Raw genomic sequence first — 23,527 nt, forward strand, 5'->3', positions numbered from 1 at the left:
ACAGTTTATGGATTTTAAGCGTTCTTATCCGAAATTAGCAGATTATTTATCCAACCGAATCGATTTTTCTCGTAAAGAACAGCAGCAGTCCCGTTGGCATTGGTTCACGTTGATTTTATTTGGATTATTGACCATTGCGACGTTATCACAAAAATTGATATTGCTGACTGTGTTCATCGCAATCGTTGCATTGATCAAAGGCCCCGTGATGATTTTGTGGGGGATGTTGTATTCCTTTCTAGTGGGGCTATTCCCACCTATCGGTATTTTGCTTTCAGCGATTTTCTTTTTATTGAACATTGGAACATTTACAAAGAACTGGCGGATGACCTTAGTAGGGATCTATTTTTATTTTTATCCCTTCGGAGTGATGGCACTTCGTGAAGTCATGCATTGGAATAATCATTGGTTTTCAGCTGGTGCCTTGCTTTTAGGATTGATCTTGCTTCACGTGATGTTGACGAAACTGTATCAGCGTTATGGTATTGGAAGAACGATTTTCTGGTATGTCTTTTCGATTCCATTTGCACTGCTTACTGCGCTCTTACCAAGCCGTTTGAAGACAAAAATAAAAGGTTACCATAAAATCAAATAATAGGATTTTTACAAAATAAAGAAAACAATCATCGATTTTGACCTCGATGATTGTTTTCTTTATTTTAAATACTATTAGTAGATGTCAACAAATTATTGCTTTCAAAATCCTTGGATGTAAGAGACAATAAAATAAAAAGGAGTACCCCAGATGAACCAATTAAAAACCGCCCGTCCACTTATCATTATGTTGCTTCTTTCTGTCTTTACGATTCCTATCAGCCTTTTTCTTAATTGGCAGACAGAGGAAAGGATCACAAATATTTTATTCAACTATTCGCAGCCACTTTTTCTTTTGTTTTTAGGAAGCTGCAGATTCCATCGGTGGGTAAAGCTCGTCCTTCTTTTTCTAGGATACATTTTATATGGTTATATGTGTCTTTATTATATGATTGGCTTCCATAATTCTTACTGGGGCAATTGACAGGAATCAAAAAAACCTCGCAAGCAGCATTGTCTTGCGAGGTTTTCTTATGATTTTATGCGATCTCTGAGCCATTCGGCATGGATTTTGGTGCTTCAATCACTTGTAAAGAGCCATCTGGTGCTTCTGCGGAAAGGATCATTCCTTGACTGATTTGTCCACGCATCTTTCGTGGTTTCAGATTTGCTACAATAACGACTTTTTTCCCGATCAATTCGCTTGGATCAGGATAGAATTCAGCGATTCCTGACAAAATTTGACGATCTTGGCTGTCTCCAGCATCTAGTCGGAATTGCAACAACTTATCTGCCCCTTCTACTTTTTGGCAGTTGATGACTTCTGCTACTTTTAGTTCAACTTTTTCAAATACATCAAATTTGATTTGTTTTTCTTTCGTTGAAACAAGTTCTGTTTCTTCTGGATCCCATTTGACTGTATCTTCGTTTGTTTGAGTACCTTCAGACATTTTTTCTTGGATAAAAGCAACTTCTTCTTCCATATCCAAACGTGGGAAGATTGGTGTACCTTTTGCAACTACTTTTGTTCCTGAAGGGAATTCGCCAAAGTGCAATCCTTCAAGATTCATCGTTTCAGGGTCCAACCCTAGTTGATTGAAGATCTTCTCTGGCGTTTCTGTCATGATCGGTTGAAGTAAAATTGCGGCGATACGCAAGGATTCAGCTAAATGGATCATGACACTATTCAATTCAGCTTTCTTTTCTTCATCTTTTGCTAATACCCATGGTTCTGTTTCGTCAATGTATTTGTTTGCACGAGAAATCAGCACCCAGATTTCAGCTAACGCTGTATTGAATTCCATTTTTTCCATTGCATCATGGTAACGTCCGACAACGTTAGCAGCCGTCGTAGACAGTTCACTGTCAAATGGAGTGACAAGTGAGGCATAATCAGGAACGAGTCCATCACAATATTTATTGATCATAGCGATCGTACGATTCAATAAGTTCCCTAGATCATTTGCCAGATCATAATTGACACGAGAAACAAAATCTTCTGGCGTAAAGACGCCATCTGACCCAAATGGCACAGCACGAAGCAAATAATAACGGAGTGCATCTAAACCATAACGTTCCACAAGCATTTCAGGATAAACGACATTTCCTTTTGATTTAGACATTTTTCCATCTTTCATCAATAACCAGCCATGACCAAATACTTTTTTAGGCAGAGGCAAATCAAGAGCCATCAGCATGATTGGCCAATAGATCGTATGGAAGCGAACGATTTCTTTACCGACCATCTGAACATCTGCAGGCCAGTATTTTTCGAATAGACTTTCATCCTCGGACCCGTAGCCTAGTGCAGTGATGTAATTGGACAATGCATCGATCCATACATACACCACATGTTTCGGATCACTCTTGACTGGTACCCCCCAAGTAAAGGTTGTTCTTGAAACTGCAAGATCTTCTAATCCTGGTTTGATAAAATTGTTGATCATTTCATTTTTACGAGATTCTGGTTGGATGAATTCGGGATGTTCTTCATAGTATTCCAACAGACGATCTGCGTATTTGCTCATGCGGAAGAAGTAAGATTCTTCTTTTACCAATTCTACTTCATGTCCGCTTGGCGCTTTACCGCCGATCACATTACCTTCATCATCTTTGTACACTTCTGCAAGTTGTGTTTCTGTAAAGAATTCTTCGTCAGAAACAGAGTACCAGCCTTCATATTCACCTAAGTAAATGTCTCCCTGTTCTAATAAACGATCAAATATTTTTTGAACAGCTGCTTTATGGTAATCATCTGTCGTACGAATGAATTTGTCATAACTGATATCAAGCGTTTTCCATAATTTTTTGACATCAGCCGCCATTTTATCTACGTATTCTTGCGGTTTTACACCTAATTCTTCTGCTTTTGTTTCGATTTTTTGACCATGTTCATCCACTCCAGTGAGATAAAACACATCAAAGCCCATCAACCGTTTATAACGAGCAATTGCGTCACATGCAATCGTAGTATATGAGTTGCCGATATGAAGTTTGCCGCTTGGATAATAGATTGGCGTAGTGATATAAAAAGTTTCCTTTTCTGCCACGGGGCTCTTCCTCCTTTATCGCATGATGCGAATTCGTTTCCTTGCTAGTATACCATAAAAAAAGCATGCTGTTAGCTTTTTTTCAAAATGAAAAAGTCTGGATAAATGACTTCTTCTCTATGATGAATCCCTCCTTCAAAAGGAAGGACAGAGGGAATAAATGCTATTTTTCATCTTGTTTCACGTTTAGTTGGAGACGGCTTTTTATTTCTCTTCTGACTCGTGGTATAATAAAGACTATCTATTTTAGTAAGGGACTGGAACGATCATGCAGAAGAAATATCTTTTTTTTACACTTAGTATTGCTTTTCTTTCATTAGCACATTTGATATTCAGCTATTTTTATATTCGTATGTATGGTTATTTTAACCTTCATGGGCATTTGAACAGTTTCATGACAGTCGCATGGCTTTTACGTTTTGTCATTGACGCATATATCGTTATTTGCGGCTTCTTTGCCGTTCGTGAAGAGCGGTATAAAGTTTTGCCGTTTTATCTGCTTTTCTTTTTATTCAATCTAGTACTTCCATTTATTTTTCATATTTAAGGGAGAACCAAGGATTTTTCAAGTAAATCCTTGGTTTTTTTTCAGAGTCTGCTACAATAAGGTAAAAAGTACTTTTAATGTCAACGGAGGTGGTCTGATGAACCGATTTGCTTCTAAAGAAGAAGAAAAATTATATTATGAACATGAAGCAAGTGAAGAAGATTTTCTTAACTGGTATCAAAAACAGGAACGTCCAGAATATGACAAGCCCTCTTTGACTGTCGATATCGTACTGATGTGCTATAACAAAGAAGAAGATCAGCTGAAAGTATTGCTGATCCAACGAAAAGGGCATCCTTATCGAAATTCATGGGCATTACCTGGTGGTTTTGTCCAAAAGGATGAGTCAACTGGAGAAAGTGTCCTAAGAGAAACAAAGGAAGAAACTGGTGTAGTTATCTCTAAAGAAAACATTGAACAACTGCATACATTCAGCACGCCTAATCGAGATCCGCGAGGCTGGGTCGTCACAGTCAGCTACTTAGCTTTCATTGGAGAAGAACCGCTGATCGCCGGAGATGATGCTAAGGAAGTACGCTGGTTCACATTGGAACGTCACGGCAACAAAATCAATTTATCGAGCGGAGAAGTAGCTATCTCACTTGACTTAGTCACTGGAGAGTCTTCTGGCAAAGATACTTTAGCTTTTGATCATAGTCAAATCATTTTGAAAGCATTCAACCGTGTAGTCAATAAAATGGAACACGAACCGCAAGTTTTGCAAGTTTTAGGTAAAGATTTCACGATTACAGAAGCTCGAAAAGTATTTGCAAAGTTCTTAGGAATCGATTATAAAACGATCGATCATTCCAATTTTAAGAAAGCTATGCTCCAATATTTCGACGAGATTGGCGAACGTCCTGTAGGAATCGGTCGCCCTTCAAAAATCTATCAGCTCAAGCCGGGGCATCATGAGTAAGGATTGTGAAGAAAGGGCTCCGTTCTAAACACTCAAGAAAAATGGAAAGCCGCTCTTTGTGTTTTGCGTTTTTTGCTCTATACTTTGGCGTGTCAGTAAAATTCTTCGAATAAAAAAATAACAATAGCAGAAAAAACTCGTACGAATTTTTTCTGCTATTGTTTTATTGGTTTGTCATAATTAGTGAGCTTTTCTTCAAAAGAAAATTCCTAGAAACAAAAGTCAATCAGACTTTTTATTAACAAGGCGAACCCTAACGCTCCTGTCAGTTTCATTCATTTTTTATTCCTTGATGACCGAATGCCTGCCTAGTTGTTCTAACACTTGGCTCTTTCTTACAGAATTGCTTTCTTCTGCTCCGTCGGTATTGATCAAAAGAAATTTTTTATTATACCATTGGGACTTATAACGCAATTTTGTTATTAATTTATGCCAGTCATGAATAGAAAAATCAGCATGTGCCTCTTCTTTTGGAAAAGATTCTACAAATAAGTAGTCATATTGTTTGACCAATTTCCCAGATAATTGTTCAAGATAATCTTCTCGCTGGTTCTTTTGTTTCAGATAAAGATCCATTACTTTTCTCTTTTGTTTCTGATAATTGCTTGCCTTATCTAACCTGGTCTTTCTATGGTGAGCGGAGCGGACTTTTACGCTTAATTTCCGCTGTGCATGCTGAAGTTTTTCTTCTGTCTGGTCAAATTTTGGCAAAGTTACTTCTATGGGCTGCGATGTTTCGATCAATGTTTTTGGATGATAGGCAATCCCAATCCATTTAGCTGAAGATTCTTTTTTTATTGATGAAACATCACAAAGTAGTGCGACATAGAACTCTTCATTATATCGAGCAGAAATCGTAGCGGAACGAATCGTGCCTTCGACTGGACGGTGCTGGTTTATCTTGATCAGTTCTTTTTGTTTTGGTAATTTTAAATGACCGTTTTTCAGATAGACCGTATGGGTTTGATTATTCGTCGTATAAGATTGCCACATACTTTTTTTCGTTTTAAGCTTTGGAAAGCTGGCACGTCCCTTGAAATAATTGCGAAAAGCTCGGTCCAAATTAAGCTGTGCATTTGCTAAAGCAAGACTGTCTACCTCTTTTAAGAATGGGTATTCTTTTTTTAACGTAGCAGGCGTGAGCGAAAAATCGGCCACTCCTGTTTGTTGCCAACTTTTCTGCCGTTCTTTCAGCAAATGGTTATAGGTAAATCGAACACAGCCAAAAGTACGGATCAATTGCTGTTTTTGTTCTTCTGTCGGATACATACGGAATTTAAAAGCTTTTAGCATCTATGTCCCTCCTAGTTAGCAACCAGAAGAGATTCCTTTTGTCGTTTTAATTTTTTTGCATAATATGGGACTTCCTGCTCAGTTGCATAAACAAAATGTTCTGGTGCGATTTCACGAAGCTGACGTACTTGTCCGTCATCTGGTTCGGGTTGATATTTGATTCTTCTGCGCTTTCTCTCATGATCTGGATCTGGCAAAGGAATAGCAGATAACAAACTTTCTGTATAAGGATGGACACCATGATTATAGATTTCATCACTTTTACCCATTTCTAATAACAAACCGTTATGCATTACACCGATTCGGTCGCTGATATGTTTAACCATTGATAAATCATGCGCAATAAATAGATAGGTCAATTGATGTTCTCGTTGGAGATCTTGCAATAAATTGACAACTTGGGCTTGAATGGAAACATCTAATGCAGAAATCGGTTCATCGCAAATGATAAATCGCGGTTTTACTGCTAATGCTCGTGCAATACCAATACGCTGGCGTTGTCCTCCTGAAAATTCATGGGGATAACGAGTGCCATGGCTCGGATTCAATCCAACGGTTCTTAGTAGATCATCGACTTTTTTGGCACGTTCCTCTGGTGATTTAGCTAACCCATTGACATCAATTCCTTCCGCAATGATATCTCTGACTTTCATCCGAGGATTCAACGAAGCGTATGGATCTTGAAAGATCATCTGAACATCATGTCGGAATTTCGTCAATCCTTTTTTGTCTTTGATCTTCGTTACATCTTGACCGTCGAATAATATCTCACCGTCAGTAGGTTCATTCAAACGAATGATCGTACGGCCAGTAGTGGATTTTCCGCTTCCAGATTCTCCTACTAAACCAAATGTTTCTCCTTCATAGATGTGAAAGCTGATGTCATTTACAGCATGTACTTCATTCTTTTTTCCTACATTGAAATACTGTTTCAGTCCTTTAACTTCAAGTAGTTTATTTGGCATCAGCAATTCCTCCTTGACCATAAGTATGTTTTTGTTTCTCTTTAAAAATAGCCCAGCGACGTTGGATTTCTTCTGGCGGCGTCACTTTAGGCGCTTGTGGAGCAAGTAGCCAAGTTGCTGCCTTGTGTGTTTTTGATAGTTCAAAAAATGGCGGTTCTTGTTCTGCATCGATTTTCATCGCGAATTCATTTCTTGGGTAGAATGCGTCTCCTTTTGGCGGGTTCAATAAATCCGGTGGAGAACCAGGAATGGCATACAATCGGTCGTTCGCACTGTCTAATGTCGGCATTGAGCCAAGCAGTCCCCAAGTATAGGGATGTTGTGGGTTGTAGAAAATCTCTTCGGATGTTCCAACTTCAACGATTCTTCCCCCATACATAACAGCTACACGGTCAGCAACGTTTGCTACTACACCAAGGTCATGAGTGATAAAAATGATTGATGTATCGATTTTTGTCTGAATTTCTTTCAGCAGTTCCAAAATTTGTGCTTGGATAGTCACATCAAGTGCTGTTGTGGGTTCATCAGCAATCAGTATTTCCGGATAACATACCAGTGCGATCGCAATCACGATCCGTTGGCGTTGACCTCCTGAAAACTGATGGGGATAACTATTGATACGTTTCTCAGCTTCAGGTATACCAACTAATTTAAGCAGTTCTAATGCAGCTTTTTGTCCCTCTTTTTTCGAAACTTTATTATGCTTTCTAAGAGACTCAGCAACTTGTTTCCCAATAGGCATCGTCGGATCTAAAGAGGTCATTGGATCTTGGAAAATCATTGCTATTTCTTTTCCGCGGATTTTTTGCATCTCTCTTTCTGTCTTTTCAACGATGTCTTTACCTTTAAAGAGGATTTGCCCAGCATCTATATTGGCATTGCTTGACAGCAAGCGCATGATGCTTCTGGTCGTCACTGATTTTCCGCTTCCAGATTCCCCAACGATCGCCAATGTTTCTCCTTTATTCAAATAAAAATTGACACCGCGAATCGCTCGTACCTTTCCAGCATACGTATCAAAAGAGATTTCTAAGTCTTTCACTTCTAAAATTTTCGTCATCGTCCTCACTCTTTCATTTTAGGATCAAAGGCATCACGCAATCCATCAGCAAGTAAGTTAAAGCCAATCATGATAACCGATAAAGTTACTGCCGGAATCCATAACAGATAAGGCAGATACAGGAATGTCTTGTACCCTTCGCTCAACATCGTTCCTAATGAAGCTGACGGAGGCGTAAGACCTAAACCGATAAAACTTAAAAAGGCTTCGAAGAAAATAGCAGATGGGATGCTAAACATCATTTGAATAATAATGACACTGGAGATATTCGGCAAAATATGTTTGAATGCAATTTTCATTCTTGATTCACCTAATGTCAATCCAGCTAGAACATATTCTTGATCTTTTAATTTCATTGTTTGTGCACGAACGATACGTGCCATTGGTATCCAGTTTGTGATGGCCATAGCAGCCACGATGGAAAAAATTCCTGGTTCAAAAACGACCAACATCAAGATCATGACAACGAGGTTTGGAATTCCTGACAAGATTTCCAAAAAACGTTGCATCGCATTATCGACACGTCCGCCTAACAAACCAGATATTAACCCGTAAGCTACACCAATCGTTACATCTAGTAATGCAGCAATAAATGCGATCAACAACGAGATTCTCGTTCCCATAAATAAACGGCTTAATACATCACGGCCCAAACCGTCTGTTCCTAAAAAGAAACTTACATTTGAAGGAACGTTTGCTTGAGCATATTTATCCACCAGTTCACCGCCGACCATTGCTTTTCCATTCAATCCATCGATATTGATTCCCGGAATACGAGGAGGCAAATTGATATAAGCCACATTTTGGGCAGTTGGATCATGTGGAGAAACAAAGATCGTGACCACAGAGATCAAAATGATGACCAACAGTAAAAACATTGAAATAACGGCAGCTTTGTTTTTCTTTAAACGGCGCCATGAATCTTGGATAAAATTCAAAGAAGGCGCAGTAATCTGCTCACGTTCTTCTTCGGTATTTTTTTGTAATGGAAGAAACTCATCCGCAGGAATATCTGCGACTGTTTCATAACGCTTTGGTGTCATTTCCATTTATCCTCGGCTCCCTTCTGAAACACGAATTCTTGGATCAACTAGACCGTACAACAAATCAACGATCAAAATAACAAAAATCAACATAAATGAGTAAAGGATCGTTACAGCCATGATCGTAGGATAATCATTTGTTGTGATCGACTTAACGAATTGTTCCCCGATACCAGGAATAGCAAAGATATTTTCTACCACCAGTGATCCGGTCATCAATGCGACAGCCAAGGGTCCTAATAAAGTCATCAATGGGATCAAACTATTTCGAAGACCATGTTTAAAGGCGATTTCCCAACGGCTCAACCCTTTTGCTTTTGCTAATTCCACGTAATCACTATGCAGTACTTCCACCATTTCCGTCCGGATAAATCGAGCAGAATCAGCAAGCGGCGACATGGCCAATGCAATTGTCGGCAAGATCGTGTACACAAAGCCATCCCATTTTGCGATTGGTAAAACTTGTAATTTGATTGCAAAGATATATTGTAGTAAAACAGCAAATACAAAGTTTGGAATGGAACGACCTAATATCGCTACAAGTGTAGAAGATGTATCTGCCCATGTATTTTGCTTCATGGCAGAAATCGTTCCTAAAATCGTTCCTAGGACTGTTCCAAAGATAATTGCCTGTAACCCTAATTGCAAAGATGGTCCGATTCTTCCAGCTAACAAATGTGCGACTGGCTGGTTTTTAAATTGGAAGGAAATTCCAAAATCTCCTTGAAGCAAATTAGAAAGATAAATCCCATATTGTACGATAACTGGTTTATCCAAACCGACTTGTTTATTTAGCATCTCGATTGTTTCAGGACTCAAACGTTCCTGATTCGTATATGGCGTGCCCGGCAGCAATTGCATCAAGAAAAAGGTGATTGTTGCAATTAACCAAAGCGTGATGATCATGAAAAAGACACGTTTTAATACATATTTGATATAACTATTCACTAATGTTTCCCCCTAGCTTTTGACTTCTGACAGATGTTTCGCTACATTATTAGATAATGAACCAAAAATAAAGGAGCAATCAAATGAAAAAAAAATCTATCCCTTACGCAGTAGCTTTTCTACTGATTCTGGTTATTTTAATAAAAAACGTCATCAACCATTCCTTTACACTCATTCAATTATCTAATGATCTATTCTTATGGTCATTGCCGTTTCTGATTATCGGCGGTTTTTTATGGGTCTTTTCTTCGGGTTTCTTTGATCATTTTCAGCGATCGGTCCATCTTGCACGAACAAGGAACCGAAAGAAAAAACCAGAATTTTCCTCGCTCTCGTCTGCCAGCTACGGTATGTACAGCTTTTGGCTGATCATTGCCGGAATACTAATTGCTCTTTCTGCTATTTTCATGCTTTTTTCTTTGTTAGGATAAGTAAATATGAGAACGAGGTTGCGACATTTGCCGCAGCCTCGTTTTTTCTCATGCTCACGGTATTAACGATTATTCTTCAACGTATGTCCATTTGTAATCCCATGAAGCGCCTGCAGCATGGTGAACGATACCTTTGATTTTTTCATTCACTAGGTGACCTTCTGCTTTTTGGTACACCGGAACGACACCCATATCATCAGAGATGATCTTGATTGCTTTTTGGAAATCATCCCAACGTGCTTGTTCATCGCCAGCATCTGTTGATGAAGCTGCTTTAACTGCTTCGTCATATTCTGCATTGCTCCAGCGTCCACGGTTGTATGAATTACCTGTGACAAACAAATCAGTAAAGCTGCTTGGGTCTGCATAGTCAGCAGCCCATCCGCCTAGTACTGCGTCAAAATCACCCGAAGTTGAGCGGTCAAGACGTACAGAGAATGGAACAGGTGTCGGTTTGACTGTTACGCCATCCAAGTTTTCTTGGATTGAGTTTTGAACATATTCGATTACTTTTTTCGATGAATCATCATCAGAAGCCATCAAATCAAATTCTAAAGAATCAACGCCCAATTCTTTTTTCGCTTTTTCCCAATATTCTTTTGCTTTGTCTTTGTCATAAGAAACTAATTTTCCAGCTTCTTTTGCAAAGTCTTCGTTCGTTGTTGGACTTTTTACCATATCTGATGGGATCAATCCTGTAGAGACAACTGATCCGTCACCTAGTACTTGTTTTACTAAAGCTTCACGATCGATAGAATAAGAAATAGCTTTTCTTAGGTTCACATTGTTGAATGGTGAATTCTTTTCGCGTTGGTTGAATTCGATATAGCTTGTTCGTGCTTCTTTAACAGAAGTATAAGCTGGATCGTTTGCGTTTTGCTGTGCTAATTCACCAGACAAGATCACATCATCTGCTTGGCCATCTTTGAATAAGTTCAAAGCAGTAGAAGATTCTTTTACTACACTGACTTTGATTTCAGAAAGTTTTACTGTGTCTTTGTCCCAGTAATGGTCATTTTTCTTATAAGTCCATTCTGTATCTGTTCCTGGTCCATCGAAATCTTCTAATGTGAATGGTCCATTATAAACAGCTTTATCACTTGCAGATGCATAGGCATCCCCATTTTCTTCCACTACGGATTGTTTTTGTGGGAAAAATGATGGGAAAGCAAGCAGGTATTGGAAATATGGTGTTTGTTTCGTCAATTTGATTTCTAATTCATAGTCGCCAACTGCTTTGATCCCTAGTTCTGATTTATCTTTCTTTCCAGCTGTGATGTCTTCTGCATTTTCAACTGGCGCATACAGGTAAGCATATTCAGAAGCTGTAGCTGGGTCTACTGTTCGTTGCCAGCCATAAACGTAATCCGCTGCTGTCACAGGATCACCATTTGACCATTTTGCGTCTTCTCGTAATTTGATTTTGTAAGTTAATCCGTCTTCACTGACTTCTGCCAACTCGCTAGCTCCTGCCGGCTGTGGTTTGCTATCTTCATCAAGACGGTAAATACCTTCATAAACGTTATTCAATGCTGTAAAACTGATTGTATCTGTTGCAACTGATAAGTCAGCTGTAGGCATTTCTTGAGGCACGACTAAGTTAAATACGCCTCCTCCATCTGCTGAACCGCTTTTTGCTGAACTATTGCTTGTGGCTGAACTGCCGCCATAACATCCAGCAAGTACAAGGCCGCATACCGCAACCAAACCAAATGTAAATTTCTTTTTCATTTTACGTACCCCTTTATTGGAATTTTCAGAATAATTAATATTTTCTGAAGTTGTTTAAGAGTTTAATGAATAATTATTAAAAAATCAACACTTTTTTTTGCCTTTTTCATAAAATAATGATTTTTTCGTGAGGTTTCAAGGGATTTTTCAGAAAAAATAGCTTTGTACAAGGTTTTCTATTGTCTTTCAGTAGCCATTAAATAATTTTTGTTATATTGTCTATTATTGCCATACAAAGATAAAAAAGAATAAACAAAAAGGAACTCTGACAAAAGTCTTGTCACAGTTCCTTATCCGAATAAACGGTGTTCAATCAGCTGACCCTCGATATTAGCTCAACAAACGGCAAAATATGAAGAACTATTTTTCCGTTTGTTGAGCTAATACTCAGGTCAGGACGCTGATTTCACAACCTCTTTTTATTATTGAGAATCTGGTCGAGGAATAATCGTTTTTGCCATCCAAATATCCGGTTTGTCCCAACCACTTGCATTTGGTAAGACACCTACGATTTTATAACCTAATTTTTCATAGAACTCATATGGATGTTCACGAAGGTTCTGGATGGAGGCCACTTTATCAAACGTATGCTCATACAGGTCCGTTTGACTTAACGTTGTTCCATGGTCTAAATCATCCGTACCTAAATAAATCGTTATTCCTCCTCTGGAAGCTACTTCTTTTTCTAAGTAATTGACTAATCGAGTACCTATTTGGTTCTTTCGTCGGGAGCTTTCTACAACTAATGGATGCAATTCCCAACCTGTGATACCGTATTGAGGGATTGCACCAATAAATCCTACTAACTCATCTTGGTCAACCGCTGCTACCGCGATCCGTTCTGGATTCATCATTTCTTCTACTTCTTCTGCCGAGCTGTCTCCATATTCTTCCGGCCAAGTCAGTCTCAGTAAATCAGAAAGCTGATCTTTCAATACTGGATTATTACGGTCAAATTCACTGATTATCATACGTCTTCCCCCTTGTTCTTGCTTATTCTAACAGTCCTTTTGAAAAAACGAAATGTTCTCGCTCAAAAATCTTTAGCTACCAATCATTATCCCTATTCTTTCATTATTTACCTTACTTATAAAATAAAAAAATTATACAGAAACACTTTATTCAAAATAGGAAAGATCAGGAAGGCCATCAATTGGAGGGAAAAACTCTGTTTGTTCATCATGATATAGATTATCTTTTGCTTTAAAAAAACCAATTATGAATTGACAAATGAAACACATTTTTGTAAAATAATCTAAATATTCAGAATTTTTAGATCATTTAAATAAGCAAGAGGAATCGTAGAAAATACTAAGAGGAACAAAAATTCATTATTTTCGTTTTCAATGTTTTTGTACTTATTTTATTTTTAGGATACTTATTGATGATTTCAAGGTGTTCATGCCACCTTATTCATTACTTATCCTGTCTTAGGTTCGCCTCTACTCCATCTACAGCCGCGGTCAGAAAGATCACTCTTTAAAATTTTAACCCGTTTCAACGAAGAAAGAAGGAAAAGAATATGAGTCAAAGTGTTTTCTTACCAAATTATACCATTGGAACAGATGCGTATGAAAAAGCAAATGGAATCGTCAAAGAATATGGGAAAAAAGTAGTGCTGATTGGAGGGAAGACTGCACTTTCAAAGGCAGAAAACAAAATAAAAGCAGCTTTGACTCAGGAAATAGAAGTTATCGCCAGTCTCTGGTACGGGGGTAATTCAACTTATGGAAATATTGAACAGTTGATCCAGCATGAAAGTGTTCAAAAAGCAGACGTCTTGTTTGCAGTCGGCGGTGGCCGTGCTTGCGATACTGTAAAAGTCATTGGTGAAAAACTAGCTAAACCAGTCTTCACCTTCCCCACTATTGGTTCGAACTGTTCGCCCGTCACGGCGGTATGTGTCATCTATAACGAAGAAGGCATAATGGACGGACTCTTCTTTCCTTCAAAACCACCTGTACACACCTTCATTGATACAGCAATTATTGCCGAAGCACCTGATAAATACTTATGGGCAGGTATTGGCGATGCTTTATCCAAAGAAGTCGAATCTACTTTTTCTGCTCGTGGCGATGATTTAGGCTACACGGATAGATTAGGAATCCAAATCGGAAAAATGTGCATTGATCGTCTCTTGACTTATGGTACGCAAGCATTGAAAGATAGTGCCGACAATCGTCCCTCATATGCAATTGAACAAGTCGTTTCGGATATCATTGTTACTACCGGATTGGTTTCTGTTTTAGTTAACAATAACTATAATTCTGCTATGGCACACTCATTCTATTACGGTACGACTGTTCTAGAAAAAATGGAGGGATACCTTCACGGAGCATCTGTCAGTTATGGTGTACTGACCTTATTGATGATGGATCAGCAGTTCGATTTGTTTGATAAAATCTATGTGTTTATGAAAAAGAACCAACTTCCAGTATCGTTAGCCGACATGAATCTCAATGTCACGACCGATTTAGAAGCAATCTTAGATAAAGCCATGACCACAAATGATATCAAACATGTGCCTTATGAAATCACCCGAGAAAAATTTAAACAGGCCATTCTTGACGTAGAAACTTATCATGCTACACAAGAAAGCCAGCAAGGATATAAGAAAATCAGTTAAATAATTGCTAAAACCCCCATCAAGCAGGCTGTCAACAAATTGACGACATTTCTTTGCTTAATGAGGGCTTTTCTTGTCAAAAAACGCTTTATAACTTTCGCTATAGAAACTTTTCACTTATTTAAGTTGAACAGTTCCTTAATTAAGAAAACTGCTCCTTTTATGGTAATTGAAAAAACGAAGTAGGCTACGATTATTTGGCAGCTGTTTTTTTCATTTGCTTGCTTCGCAATTGTCCGCAAGCTGCATCAATATCTGTACCATGTTCTTTACGTATCACACAGTTTACGCCGTTTTTCTTCAATACATCATAAAATCTCAATACATCAGCTTTTGGACTGCGAGAATATTGATCATGTTCACTGACTGGATTATATGGAATCAAGTTGACATATGCTAACTTTTTCTTATCTTTTAATAGATCTGCTAATTGTTGCGCATGCTCTGGTCTATCATTTACTTGATTCAACATGATATATTCAAACGTGATTCGACGGTTTGTTTTCTCTAAATACTCATCCACAGCTTCCATCAATTTCTCAATTGGGAAACTTCGGTTGATCCGCATGATCGATGTTCGCACCTCATTATTCGGCGCGTGCAAGGAAATAGCCAGATTGACTTGCAAGCCGTTATTAGCGAATTCCTTGATTTTGTGTGCTAAGCCACTAGTAGAAACTGTAATATGTCGCGCACCAATCGCCAATCCTTTGGCATCATTAATAATATGCAAAAAGTCCATTACATTGTCGTAATTATCAAATGGCTCACCGATTCCCATTACGACGACATGGGAAACACGTTCACCAAGATTGCGCTCATCAAAATAATGTTGAACCATCATGATCTGCGCAACGATTTCTCCAGCGGTCAGGTCTCGGTTCTTTTTAAGCAACCCGCTTGCACAAAATGTACAGCCGATATTACATCCTACTTGTGTCGTCACGCAAACGGACAAGCCGTATTCTTGTCTCATTAGTACGGTCTCGATCATATTTTTATCAGGAAGTTCAAACAAATATTTAACTGTACCGTCCGAAGCTTCTTGGACGACCATTTGTTTCAGAGGATTGATGATAAAATGCGCCGATAATTTTTCTATCAATTGTTTTGATAGATTCGTCATTTCTGTGAAGTTACTTACACGTTTTTGATACAACCATTCCCAAACTTGGGCAGCTCGGAATTTTTTCTCACCGTTTTCTATAAACCAATTGATTAATTCTTCATTCGTCAAGCCATAGATGGATTGTTTTTCCAAAGTATTTTCCCTCTTTTTCTCAAAGTTTCGCTACATACTATACATGATTCGTTTAGTTAATGCAATACTTCACAAATAAATCGAATAGAACTTTCATCTCATAAAAAGCAAAAAAGACAAGACATCCTACCGTATTAGAAAAAATGGGAAAAAAGCCATTTTTTCTCTTGGTATCATCATGTCTTGTCTTTTTTACATAGTTACTTGTTTTTCAACCGTTCATCGAACAAGTTTTACATTTCATTATCTTCCGGCAGTGGTTCTGATGTTTCCTCTTGCTCAATGAATACTTTCCGAGGCTTACTTCCTTCTGATGGGCCAACAACTCCATGAGCTTCCAGTTCATCTACGAGTCGAGCGGCTCGGTTGTAACCGATTCGAAACCTTCTTTGGAGAAGGGAGATACTTGCTGTTTGCATTTCAACAACAAGTGCTTTTGCTTCCTCAAACAGTTCATCTTGTGGCTGTTCTGGAGCACCTGCCGTTTCAACTTCATCTGTCGGCATCATTTTCTCTTCATAATGAGCTTCTTGCTGATCTGTAACAAATTGAACGACCCGCTCCACTTCATGGTCAGAGATGAATGCTCCTTGCACACGGATAGGTTTATTCTCACCCATTGGCAAGAACAGCATATCTCCTCGCCCTAAGAGCTTTTCTGCTCCATTAGAGTCGATGATCGTCCGAGAATCTGTACCGCTTGATACAGCAAATGCCATTCTGGAAGGTACATTTGCTTTGATGATCCCTGTGATAACATCCACACTTGGACGTTGAGTAGCTAGAATCATGTGGATGCCCGCTGCCCGAGCCATTTGCGCTAAACGAATAATCGCATCTTCGACTTCGTTGCTAGCTACCATCATCAAGTCAGCTAATTCATCTACGATTACTACGATGAATGGTAAGGTTGGATGTTTCGTTCCGTTTTCTAAGTTTTTCTGCTGAACAAATTCATTGTAACCAGAAATATTTCTTACACCAGTTGCCGCAAATTTTTCATATCGTTCTTCCATTTCTTGTACTACTTTTTGTAAGGCTTGTGCCGCTTTTCTAGGGTTCGTCACGACCGGCGTCAACAGATGAGGTATCCCGTTGTACATATTTAATTCAACCATTTTCGGATCGATCATCATCAGTTTTACTTCATGGGGCTTAGCACGCATCAATATACTTGTAATGATCCCATTGATTGCTACTGACTTCCCACTACCAGTCGAACCAGCTACAAGTAAGTGAGGCATTTTCGAAAGATCAGCCGTTTGTACTCGTCCAGAAACATCACGTCCTAAAGGTACTTCCAGTAATTTGTCTGGATGGTTTGGCTGAGCTTCGATGATTTCTCTAAAGGAAACCATACTGATCTTTCCATTTGGTACTTCAATACCAATCAGTGATTTACCTGGGATCGGCGCTTCCATCCGAACATCTTTCGCCGCTAAAGCAAGTGCGATATCATCTGTTAAGTTCACGATTTTACTTACTTTTACCCCTACAGCTGGTTGGACTTCGAATTTTGTGACGGATGGGCCTAAACTAGCTTTGACGACCTTAGCATCCACACCGAAACTTTGGAAAGTTTGTTCCAATACACCGATATTTTTTTCGATTTTTTTATACTCATCACTTTGATCCACAGTTGGTATAGAATCAAGCAAGTCAACTGTCGGCAATTCATAATCTTGATTTTCCTGTTCTGCTTCGATCTCAAATTCTAATGAGGTACCGTCATCCTCTGGCAACTCATCAGCAAAACCTTCCGCTGTATTGGTCTGTTTTGGTGTATCTGGTACTGGTTTCTCTAGATTCGCAGGATGGATATTTTCTTGAAAACTGTCAATTGGAACAAAACTTAACTGCTCAGGTTCGGCATTTTCTGGTTCCTGCCATTCATCAGGAGTATTTTTCCTTTGCTGGTTCACAGCTTTTTTCTTCTCATATTCTGCAGCTTCTTTTTCTGCTGCTTCTTGCTCAGCCAAGCGTCTTGCTTCTTTCGCTTCTGCACGCTGTTTCATTCTTTCTTCCTTTGCCGCTTGCTTTTGAGCTTGCTTGGCAGGATCACCTTCTAATAATTCCTGTACCCGTTCTCCAATTGATTGGATACCATTCAGCAGCTGATAGCCTTCCAAATTACTGAACAAGAATGCTCCACCCGCCAGTAATAGAACGGCTGCTAAATAACTTCCAGGCTGTGCAATCAAGAAATAAGTGAAATGATAAAGAATTGCTCCGATCATTCCTCCGCCAACGTTATTATCTACTTGACTTTGTTTTATATCGCTAGCCAATAAGTCCCATGTCGTCCCCATGATATTTGGTTCCCCAGTATGGAGTTTGCCGAATAAATGGGCATGTAGCAATAATAAGATACCGAAATAAAAGAGTATACCGCCAAACCAGCGTCGGTTTTTGCCAATTGAAAACTCTGTATTCTTAATGACAATCCAAAATCCTAATACGGCTAATAAAAGACAGAGGATTTGGTAAGTATTTCCTGCAATGATCCGAAAGCCGTTTGCAATCAATATTCCTAAAAAACCTAATTTTAAAAAGCCGAATACAGCAAATAGAATCAAGGCAAATCCAACACCAATCGTCAGCATTTGTTCTTGCTGCTGTTTTTGCTTTTTCGTTTTTTTCGTCTTTTTCCTTTTCTTAGTAGGCCGTTTCTTTTGTGCCATTTATTATCCCTCATTTCATCAAGTTTCATTATACAAAAAAAAGCAAGGGAACTAAAGTTTTGTTTGAAAGAACTGACGCTTTCTTTCATTTTTCAGCTTATTTTACAGTTTTTCTTAATTTCTAAATGATTTTATCAAAAAAAGGCACGGCCATATCCAGCCGTACCTTCTTGTTTTAAGCATGAGAACTAAAGGTTCTCTCCATTTTCTTCGATCAGTTTTTGGTACCAGTAATAACTGTCTTTCTTATATCGTTCCAAAGATCCTTCTTGTGTTTCATCTTGATCGACATATACAAATCCATATCGTTTTTGATAACCGTTCAACCAGCTAAGCAAATCTGTATAAGACCATGTACAATAGCCTAATACTTCTGCTCCATCTGAAATTGCTTCTTTGATTGCTTTGACATGGCTTTGTAAGTAATGGATTCGATAGTCGTCATGGATTTGTTTGTCTTCTGTCAACTTGTCATACTCTCCTAAGCCATTTTCCGTGATCAGCACCGGCATGCGGTAACGGCTCGTGATACGACGCAATCCGATCCTTAAGCCTTCTGGGTCGATTTCCCAGTCCCAATTTGTTCGTTCGACAAATGGATTCTCAACTTTTTTATACATTCCAGGAACCCCTGTTTCTTCTGATGAACCTTTTTTCCCGGTCGTATTCATTTTTCCTGCTCCAACCCCATCTAATGGATTGAATGCATTCGTCGCTGTTTGATAGTAATTGATCCCAAGAAAATCTGGCTTGGCTGATTCTAGCAATTCTGCATCGCCCGCTTCAATCGTTGGCGCCCATCCTTTTTCTTCTAAGAATCTCATAGCAGCAATAGGATATTTCCCCCACATGTAGACATCCATCCAATAATTGGCCATCAGATCTTCTGCATTTTCGGCTGCCAGAACATTTTCAGGATTACTGTCGATTGGATAATTTGGTGTATACGCAAAGCTTGGTCCGATTTTCCCAGGCATTTCTAACTCATGGAATTTGTTGATGACAGATGCATTTGCTAGATTTGCGATATGGTTGACTTCATACATTCGTTTTGGATCCGTCACGCCTGGCGGATGTGCTGCTAATAGATAGCCTAATGAAGTGAAGATATTTTGTTCATTCAAACTAATCCAGTAATGGACTTTCCCGCGGAATGCCTCAAATAATGTTTCTGCATAATGAGTGAAATCTTCAATGATCTGACGTGACTCCCAACCATTATATTCATCTTGCAACGCTTGTGGAAGATCCCAATGATACAAAGTCAACATAGGTTCGATACCGTTTTCAATCAATTCGTCGATCAATCTCTCATAAAAAGCGAGCCCAGCTTGATTGACTTCTCCGCGCCCATTAGGAAAAATCCGTGTCCAAGCTACAGAGAAGCGGTAAGCTTTTAGACCTTGTTCTTTCATTAAAGCAATATCTTCTTTATAACGATGATAGTGGTCTACTGCCAGATCACCGTTTGTTCCTTTAAATGTCTTTCCTGGAATCCGAACAAATCGATCCCAGACTGATTCGCCTTTCCCATCTTCTTGCCAAGCTCCTTCTACTTGATACGCTGCAGAAGCAGAGCCCCACAGAAAATCTTTTGGAAATGAGGTAAGTTCTTTGTGTTCCATTCATCTCTTCCTTTCCTATAACCTTCAATCGTTCCTCTTTTTAGAATAACACGAAACCCCTTCCATAACAAAATAAAATTATGTAAAACATACTAAGATTAGAGGGGAACATCATTGACGAATGATGTTCCCCTCTAATCTTAGTATGTTTTTGTTAATTTCTCGGCGTGACATCTTCACCAAACCATTTATTGGAGATTTTTTGGAATTCCCCTGTTTTTTCTAATCGATCAAATGCTTCATTTATCTTCTTCACTAACGTATCATCTGACTTACGCACGCCAACCGCAAAATCCTCACTTTCGTAAGAACCTTTTGTCATGTTGAAGTCTTCTAGCTCGTTTCTTTGTTTCAAATAATAGTCCGCATATACTTTATCCATCAGCAAACCATCGATCCGTCCGCTTTTCAGATCAATCAGTGCTTCATTAAAACTATCGTACAAAACAGCATCTTGGTTTTTGACTATCTCTTTTAACACTTCTGGTTGTTTCGTAAATACATCATAACCAGATGACCCATTTTGCGCACCTAATCTCTTATTTTTCATTTGCTCAAAGCTTGTGATTCCTGATTCTTTAGGTGTGATCAGTACTTGATCATTTTCCATATAAGGTTTTGTAAACTGCACTTTCTTTTCTCTTGCCGGTGTCTTGGAATAGCCGTTCCAGATCAAGTCGATCGTTCCATTGTTCAATTCAAATTCCTTCATTGACCAGTCAATAGGCTGAAAGTCTACCGTAATCCCATATTGTTCAAAGACTGCTTTGGCTAAATCAATATCGAATCCTGTAAGCTTCCCGTCTTTATCTCTAAATCCCATAGGAACAAATGTATCGTCCAAACCTATAACGATTTTTTTCTCTTCGTTGATAGCCGCCCAATTATCTGCTGAAGCCTTTTTATTCGAACAGCCTGCAAAAAGAAGAAGACCTACGAGCAAAGCGAATAGAAAACTGATTTTTTTCATCTCTATCTTCTCCTTTCTTAACGAATTGGGGAAACTTTTAATAGTTGATCACCGACATTTTCTGCAAATACGAGATCATGTGTGACAATGATTTGGGTTACCCCGTCTTCTTTCAATGATAGGATCAAACGCTCGACTTGCTGACGCAACTCAGGATCTAAAGCACTCGTTGGTTCATCATAAGCCAATACCCTCGGATTCATGGCCAATGCTCTGGCAATCGCTACCCGTTGTTTTTGTCCGCCAGAAAGCTGATAAGGATAGTTATTCAATAAATCGCTAATCCCTAATGAAGCCGCTAATTCTTCTGCTTTTTTGGTGTATTCTTCTTTTGTCTGTTTCAATACCATTTTCGGTGCTAAGGTAATGTTTTCAAAAATATTCAGATGTGGAAATAGCTGGAAGTCTTGGAATACGACTCCTACAACTTGTTCTTTCATTTTAAGTTCGAATGGATTGAACGGTACACCGTCTAAATAAAATTCTCCGCTGTCAGAGCTTTCTAAGCCAGCCAAGATACGTAAAAGTGTGGTTTTACCGCCACCGGAAGGACCTACGATAGCTAATGTTTTCCCATCTGGAATGATTAGATCCAAATCTTTGATTATTTCTTTTTCACCAAATGCTTTGTTCATTTTCTTCAATTCAATCATATTTCTTCCTCCTATCAGTTAGCGGTAATAATTTAATTTTCCTTCAACTTGTTTCATTACGATTGTTAGAATACCAGTCAATGTAAGATAGATGATTGCCACGCCTAGCAAAGGCAGTAAAGTCGCGTCGCGTTCCATCGCGATTTTCCCGGCACGCATTACGTCACCTAAACCTAATATATAGATCAAGGAAGAATCTTTGACCAAGTTGATAACTTCATTACCTACAGAAGGTAAAACAATCTTTGTCACTTGCGGGATGACGATTTTCGTCACCGTTTGGAAGGGACTTAATTGCAAAACTTGCGCTGCTTCATATTGACCTTGAGGAATCGATTGTATCCCTCCACGGAAGATCTCTGCAAAATAAGCGGCATAGTTCAAGATAAAAGCAATGAGCGCTGCTTCGAATCGATCAAAAACGATCCCAATCGTCGGCAAACCATAAAAAACAAAAATCAGCTGTAACAATAGTGGCGTTCCCCGCATGATCCATACATATATTTGAAGAAAGTAGCGTAGTGGCTTAAAATGCAAGGACAATCCTAGTGCTAAAATAATCCCTAATGGCAACGAGCCAATCAAGGTAAATAAAAATAATTTCAATGTTGTGAGTGCTCCTACTAATAATTGCGGCATAACTTCAATTAAATACTCCATCTTCTTTTCCTCCTTTAAAATAAAAAAATCCTCTTGGCAAATGCCAAGAGGACGTATTATACGTGGTTCCACCTCTGTTTATTTTTTCCTTGCAGAAAAAAACTCACACAGTCGTTGCAAATCAGATGAAAACAAAAAGTCCTTTGATCCGAAGATCAAAGGACGTTAATCACGTGGTTCCACCTTTTTTTACCGGCTCCTCACGGAAAAGCCAGCCTTATCTGGTCATCTAGCAACGACCGCAGCTGTAACGGGCTCCCCGGATTTTCCTACTATACGCTTCAGAAAATCGACTCCAAGATGTGTTTCACGGTTAACTGCTGCCTCTTTCCACCAACCAGAGACTCTCTAAAAACACCTAACTGCTACTCTTCTTTTCGATGTCATTTGTTTTAACTTTACGTGTAATTTACATGATTATTTTTCATTTGTCAACTCTTTTTTATGATACACTAATAAAAAAGGAGGATGATGCGCAATGAGTCGTGCAACCGAACAAGAAGCTTATGAACTACTAAAAAAACTGGATATCTCTTTTCAAAAAGTCGATCATCCTGCGATTACGTCAGTCAAAAATGTCCCTTTTTCCTTACCTGGTCCGCAAGTAAAAAATCTATTATTGAAATCAAGAAAAGGAAAAAAAATCTATCTTGTCATCTTGCCTGATGAAAAGCATGCCGATTTAAAACAACTAGCTGAACAATTAAAAGAAAAGCGCTTATCTTTTGTTTCTGAAGAACAGCTTCCTGACCTCCTAGGCGTTCCAGCAGGTACAGTGACTCCATTAGCACTGATGCACGACAAAGAGAAAAAAATCCAAGTCGTGATCGATGCTGCTATTGATCGTCAAGATACCGTAGGCTTTCATCCAAATATCAATACCACTACGTTGATCATGGATTTTTCCGACTTTGAAAAGATACTTGTTTACTTAGAACATCTGCCAGTTTATGAAAATTTGTAATGATAGAGTAGTTTTCTTATTTCCCAATCCAAGCGTCTTTTTCTTTATTTAGTACAAAATATATCAG

At 38.8% G+C, this 23,527-nt stretch carries 21 protein-coding genes, 2 pseudogenes and 1 other annotated feature; of the genes and pseudogenes, 8 read left to right on the forward strand and 15 right to left on the reverse strand.

Features of this window, described 5'->3' with window-relative positions; genetic code table 11:
* Positions 1-7: 7 nt before the first annotated feature.
* Both RWU19_RS04340 and RWU19_RS04345 read left to right on the forward strand, forming a co-directional pair.
* Positions 8-595, forward strand: coding sequence for a hypothetical protein (locus RWU19_RS04340; protein ID WP_002315757.1), 588 nt, complete (start codon positions 8-10; stop codon positions 593-595).
* A 150-nt stretch (positions 596-745) separates the two neighbouring features.
* Entirely contained in the window at positions 746-1,018 is a 273-nt protein-coding gene (locus tag RWU19_RS04345; RefSeq protein ID WP_123837636.1) for a hypothetical protein, read from the forward strand.
* Between the two features lie 55 nt (positions 1,019-1,073).
* Here RWU19_RS04345 and metG read toward each other — a convergent pair whose 3' ends face one another.
* Positions 1,074-3,083, reverse strand: coding sequence for a methionine--tRNA ligase (gene metG / locus RWU19_RS04350; RefSeq protein WP_002293583.1), 2,010 nt, complete (start codon positions 3,081-3,083; stop codon positions 1,074-1,076).
* A 268-nt stretch (positions 3,084-3,351) separates the two neighbouring features.
* On the opposite strand from metG, the gene RWU19_RS04355 reads away from it, so the two are divergent.
* Complete coding sequence (locus RWU19_RS04355; RefSeq protein ID WP_123837638.1) at positions 3,352-3,630, forward strand: hypothetical protein; 279 nt, start codon at positions 3,352-3,354, stop codon at positions 3,628-3,630.
* Between the two features lie 97 nt (positions 3,631-3,727).
* Positions 3,728-4,549: an NUDIX domain-containing protein gene (locus RWU19_RS04360; protein ID WP_002293580.1), complete on the forward strand. Its 822-nt coding sequence runs from the start codon at positions 3,728-3,730 to the stop codon at positions 4,547-4,549.
* Positions 4,550-4,831: 282 nt separating this feature from the next.
* On the opposite strand, the gene RWU19_RS04365 is transcribed toward RWU19_RS04360, so the two are convergent.
* The 5 genes from RWU19_RS04365 to opp3b are packed head-to-tail and all read right to left on the reverse strand — an operon-like array spanning position 4,832 to position 9,858.
* Positions 4,832-5,842 carry an RNA-guided endonuclease TnpB family protein gene (locus tag RWU19_RS04365; protein ID WP_002293578.1) on the reverse strand — a complete coding sequence of 337 codons (1,011 nt, stop codon included), beginning with the start codon at positions 5,840-5,842 and terminating at the stop codon, positions 4,832-4,834.
* A gap of 11 nt (positions 5,843-5,853) precedes the next feature.
* On the reverse strand, positions 5,854-6,807 hold the full coding sequence (locus RWU19_RS04370) for an ABC transporter ATP-binding protein (protein WP_002310132.1): 954 nt from the start codon (positions 6,805-6,807) through the stop codon (positions 5,854-5,856).
* Complete coding sequence (locus RWU19_RS04375) at positions 6,797-7,867, reverse strand: ABC transporter ATP-binding protein (RefSeq protein ID WP_002293575.1); 1,071 nt, start codon at positions 7,865-7,867, stop codon at positions 6,797-6,799. Before RWU19_RS04375 ends, RWU19_RS04370 begins: the two co-directional genes overlap by 11 nt.
* 5 nt (positions 7,868-7,872) lie before the next feature.
* The gene (locus tag RWU19_RS04380) at positions 7,873-8,916 is read right to left on the reverse strand and encodes an ABC transporter permease (protein ID WP_002293574.1); all 1,044 of its coding nucleotides are present in this window, start codon (positions 8,914-8,916) and stop codon (positions 7,873-7,875) included.
* Entirely contained in the window at positions 8,917-9,858 is a 942-nt protein-coding gene (gene opp3b / locus RWU19_RS04385; RefSeq protein WP_002293573.1) for an oligopeptide ABC transporter permease, read from the reverse strand. It abuts the gene before it with no gap.
* Positions 9,859-9,941: 83 nt separating this feature from the next.
* Here opp3b and RWU19_RS04390 point away from each other — a divergent pair, with 83 nt between their 5' ends.
* Positions 9,942-10,289, forward strand: coding sequence for a DUF3899 domain-containing protein (locus RWU19_RS04390; RefSeq protein WP_002293571.1), 348 nt, complete (start codon positions 9,942-9,944; stop codon positions 10,287-10,289).
* Between the two features lie 69 nt (positions 10,290-10,358).
* On the opposite strand, the gene RWU19_RS04395 is transcribed toward RWU19_RS04390, so the two are convergent.
* Positions 10,359-12,020, reverse strand: a complete 1,662-nt coding sequence (locus RWU19_RS04395; RefSeq protein ID WP_123837639.1) for a peptide ABC transporter substrate-binding protein — start codon at positions 12,018-12,020, stop codon at positions 10,359-10,361.
* A 193-nt stretch (positions 12,021-12,213) separates the two neighbouring features.
* Here RWU19_RS04395 and RWU19_RS13965 point away from each other — a divergent pair.
* Positions 12,214-12,315 (forward strand): annotated as a pseudogene (locus RWU19_RS13965) (ribonuclease P); the annotation flags it as partial.
* A gap of 127 nt (positions 12,316-12,442) precedes the next feature.
* Here RWU19_RS13965 and aac(6') read toward each other — a convergent pair.
* Positions 12,443-12,991, reverse strand: coding sequence for an aminoglycoside N-acetyltransferase AAC(6')-Ii (aac(6'), locus tag RWU19_RS04400; protein WP_002293569.1), 549 nt, complete (start codon positions 12,989-12,991; stop codon positions 12,443-12,445).
* A 551-nt stretch (positions 12,992-13,542) separates the two neighbouring features.
* Here aac(6') and RWU19_RS04405 point away from each other — a divergent pair.
* Positions 13,543-14,646 (forward strand): iron-containing alcohol dehydrogenase family protein, encoded by a 1,104-nt coding sequence (locus tag RWU19_RS04405; protein ID WP_123837640.1) that lies wholly within the window; start codon positions 13,543-13,545, stop codon positions 14,644-14,646.
* On the opposite strand, the pseudogene RWU19_RS04410 reads toward RWU19_RS04405, so the two are convergent.
* The 7 genes and pseudogenes from RWU19_RS04410 to RWU19_RS04440 all read right to left on the reverse strand — a co-directional run bounded on the left by RWU19_RS04410 (position 14,643) and on the right by RWU19_RS04440 (position 22,496).
* Positions 14,643-14,850: pseudogene (locus tag RWU19_RS04410) on the reverse strand (hypothetical protein). The gene RWU19_RS04405 and the pseudogene RWU19_RS04410 sit on opposite strands and share 4 nt — an antisense overlap.
* Entirely contained in the window at positions 14,840-15,907 is a 1,068-nt protein-coding gene (gene rlmN / locus RWU19_RS04415; protein WP_002293564.1) for a 23S rRNA (adenine(2503)-C(2))-methyltransferase RlmN, read from the reverse strand. The pseudogene RWU19_RS04410 and the gene rlmN overlap by 11 nt, the downstream one beginning before the upstream one ends.
* Before the next feature lie 233 nt (positions 15,908-16,140).
* The gene (locus RWU19_RS04420; protein WP_123837641.1) at positions 16,141-18,588 is read right to left on the reverse strand and encodes a DNA translocase FtsK; all 2,448 of its coding nucleotides are present in this window, start codon (positions 18,586-18,588) and stop codon (positions 16,141-16,143) included.
* Between the two features lie 188 nt (positions 18,589-18,776).
* Positions 18,777-20,213, reverse strand: coding sequence for a glycoside hydrolase family 1 protein (locus tag RWU19_RS04425; protein WP_002315747.1), 1,437 nt, complete (start codon positions 20,211-20,213; stop codon positions 18,777-18,779).
* Positions 20,214-20,367: 154 nt separating this feature from the next.
* Positions 20,368-21,183, reverse strand: a complete 816-nt coding sequence (locus RWU19_RS04430; RefSeq protein ID WP_002328943.1) for an amino acid ABC transporter substrate-binding protein — start codon at positions 21,181-21,183, stop codon at positions 20,368-20,370.
* 17 nt (positions 21,184-21,200) lie between these two features.
* Positions 21,201-21,836, reverse strand: a complete 636-nt coding sequence (locus RWU19_RS04435) for an amino acid ABC transporter ATP-binding protein (RefSeq protein WP_123837642.1) — start codon at positions 21,834-21,836, stop codon at positions 21,201-21,203.
* Between the two features lie 18 nt (positions 21,837-21,854).
* Positions 21,855-22,496 (reverse strand): amino acid ABC transporter permease, encoded by a 642-nt coding sequence (locus tag RWU19_RS04440; RefSeq protein WP_123837643.1) that lies wholly within the window; start codon positions 22,494-22,496, stop codon positions 21,855-21,857.
* A gap of 44 nt (positions 22,497-22,540) precedes the next feature.
* Positions 22,541-22,886, reverse strand: a binding site (T-box leader).
* 88 nt (positions 22,887-22,974) lie between these two features.
* Here RWU19_RS04440 and RWU19_RS04445 point away from each other — a divergent pair.
* Positions 22,975-23,460, forward strand: a complete 486-nt coding sequence (locus tag RWU19_RS04445; RefSeq protein ID WP_002293342.1) for a prolyl-tRNA synthetase associated domain-containing protein — start codon at positions 22,975-22,977, stop codon at positions 23,458-23,460.
* Positions 23,461-23,527 lie beyond the last annotated feature (67 nt).

This window comes from Enterococcus sp. 2STP, from assembly GCF_032465635.1.
Classification (GTDB): Bacteria; Bacillota; Bacilli; order Lactobacillales; family Enterococcaceae; genus Enterococcus_B; species Enterococcus_B lactis.